General features: G+C 67.8%; 3 protein-coding genes. 1 reads left to right on the top strand and 2 read right to left on the bottom strand.

The genetic code is table 11. From position 1 onward, the window contains the following. Positions 1–9: 9 nt before the first annotated feature. A complete protein-coding gene (locus ABTZ89_RS38395) occupies positions 10–162 on the bottom strand; it encodes a YobF C-terminal domain-containing protein (protein ID WP_351054347.1) in 153 nt (50 codons plus the stop codon). Positions 163–345: 183 nt separating this feature from the next. On the opposite strand from ABTZ89_RS38395, the gene ABTZ89_RS38390 reads away from it, so the two are divergent. Beyond that, on the top strand, positions 346–837 hold the full coding sequence (locus ABTZ89_RS38390; RefSeq protein ID WP_351054345.1) for a GreA/GreB family elongation factor: 492 nt from the start codon (positions 346–348) through the stop codon (positions 835–837). Between the two features lie 277 nt (positions 838–1,114). On the opposite strand, the gene ABTZ89_RS38385 is transcribed toward ABTZ89_RS38390, so the two are convergent. Next, positions 1,115–1,711 (bottom strand): TetR/AcrR family transcriptional regulator, encoded by a 597-nt coding sequence (locus ABTZ89_RS38385; protein ID WP_351054343.1) that lies wholly within the window; start codon positions 1,709–1,711, stop codon positions 1,115–1,117. Positions 1,712–1,842 lie beyond the last annotated feature (131 nt).

The raw sequence follows: 1,842 nt of genomic DNA, 5'->3' as shown, positions 1-1,842 counted from the left end.
AGGATGTTCTCAGGCTTGCCGGTCGGCGATCTCAGCGCCAGCGGACTCGCCGACCGCCGCGAGGCAGGCGGCCGCATCGGCCAAGCGCCGGGCGCCGACGCGAATCGCGAAGTAGCTCAAGTGGTTGCGCTGCCAAGGCTCCAAACCGGCCTCGACGAGCATGGTGGAATCTCACCGCGAATTTCAACATTTCTCCGTCGGACCCGGCGAGCGAGGCCCCCCGAATTCGGAACCTTTTCGAGGGTTGCGCCGAAGGCGGTCGCACCTCGTGGACGGGACGGAGGGCGTTTTCCACCGAGAACCCGCAGGATGTCAGGAGGGTGACCGCGTCGAGGAGGTGCTGACATGGCAGTCGAGGAATCCGGTGGGCAGTTGTCGGAGCAGGCCCGCGGCAAGTTGGAGGACGAACTGGCGACGCTGCGGGAACGCCGCCGCACGCTGGTCGCTGCGATACGCGATCAGGAGAGCGACGTCGGGGACCGCGCCGACGAGGCCAACGCCCTGGAGTCGGGGGACGAGCTGGCCGCGGTCGACGAGCGCATTCGAGCGGTGACGGACCTGCTCGCCGGCGGCCCGGGGGAGACCCCGGCGGGGCAGGTGCCCGACGGCACCACGGCCACCCTGCGCTTCGACGACGGCACCGAGCAGACCGTGCGCGCGGTGGCGATCACCGAGGAGATCGCCACCAGGCAACAAGGCGCCACCGTGACCACGGACAGCCCGCTGGGCCTGGCGCTCGCCGGGCACCACATCGGTGACACGATCAGCTACTCCACGCCGGACGGCGAGGTGCGCGCCCGGATCATCTCCCTGGAGTTCCCGGAGAACGGCAGGTAGCTCCCGCATGAGTCCGAAGTGGACGCACCGGCGGCTCGAAGGTGCGCTTCGAGCCGCCGGAAGGATGCGGGCTAAAGGCCAAGGCCGTGAAGTTAAGGCTCTGGGGGCGTTGGCAAGTGCGCTCTGATCTGTGGTGATTGCGCATGTGAGAAGCGGAGCCCCGGTAGAACTGGCAGTCGACCAAGACGGCCGTTCACAACACCGGAGGCTCCGCGGTCCGATCAGTGGGTCATCACGCGTGGGCTACCGCAGAGCGTCGCGTGATGAAGGCGGGCCGTCAGTGAGCGGGGCGGGGCAGTACAGCAAGGGCTGTCCAGGCTATTTCGGTCAGCGTCTCTTCGCCCGCTCCGGCCTTGCCCAGCGCTTCAATGCCGCGCAGTACGGCGAGCACTAGCGCAGCCAGCTTTCCCGGATCCGCGTCCGCGGCAATATCACCATTGCGCTGACAGGCTGCGATGTCGTCCTCCAGTAGCGCCTGCAGCGCCTCGATGGCCGCGCGCGCCCGTTTGGCCACCGTCTCGTCGTGTTCGGCTAGCTCGGCGGCGCCCTTGGCTAGCAGACATCCGCGGTGGGCGGTGTCTGCGGCAGTCGCCGCCGCCACCGCGTGCACGTGGGCGGACAGCCGCGCGTAGGCGTCCGCGTCGTTGCCGCGCAGCTGCTGGCTCACAGCATCGACGACGGAGCCGCAGTAATCGTCGAACACGCGGTGGAACAGTTCCTGCTTTCCGCCGAACGCGCCGTACAGGCTGCCTTTGCCGAGCCCCGTTGCCTCGGCGATGTCTTCCATTCGCGTGGCGGCGTACCCACCCGACCAGAACCGCTCCCGGGCAGTGTCAAGTACCTGCTGCTCGTCGAACTTCCTAGGTCGCGCCATGGGGACAGCTTACCCATTCTTGACTGGTTCGTCCAGTCTCGACGAGCAGCTGCGGGACTGCGGGTGCCCTCCTGATGTATGCCCAATACAAGGCGGAGGGGCCGTCCTCGCCAGGAAACCACTCAGAACCC

Origin of the sequence: Saccharopolyspora sp. NPDC002686 (assembly GCF_040295745.1) — a bacterium.
GTDB classification, from domain to species: domain Bacteria; phylum Actinomycetota; class Actinomycetes; order Mycobacteriales; family Pseudonocardiaceae; genus Saccharopolyspora; species Saccharopolyspora oryzae.
Note: the sequence above shows the minus strand (reverse complement) of the source record. Positions and strands in the feature narration are given on the sequence as shown.

What these genes read in the sequence shown, in the direction of transcription:
- ABTZ89_RS38395 (WP_351054347.1), bottom strand. Translation starts at nt 162, where the DNA reads ATGCTCGTCGAGGCCGGTTTGGAGCCTTGGCAGCGCAACCACTTGAGC.
- ABTZ89_RS38390 (WP_351054345.1), top strand. Translation starts at nt 346, where the DNA reads ATGGCAGTCGAGGAATCCGGTGGGCAGTTGTCGGAGCAGGCCCGCGGC.
- ABTZ89_RS38385 (WP_351054343.1), bottom strand. Translation starts at nt 1,711, where the DNA reads ATGGCGCGACCTAGGAAGTTCGACGAGCAGCAGGTACTTGACACTGCC.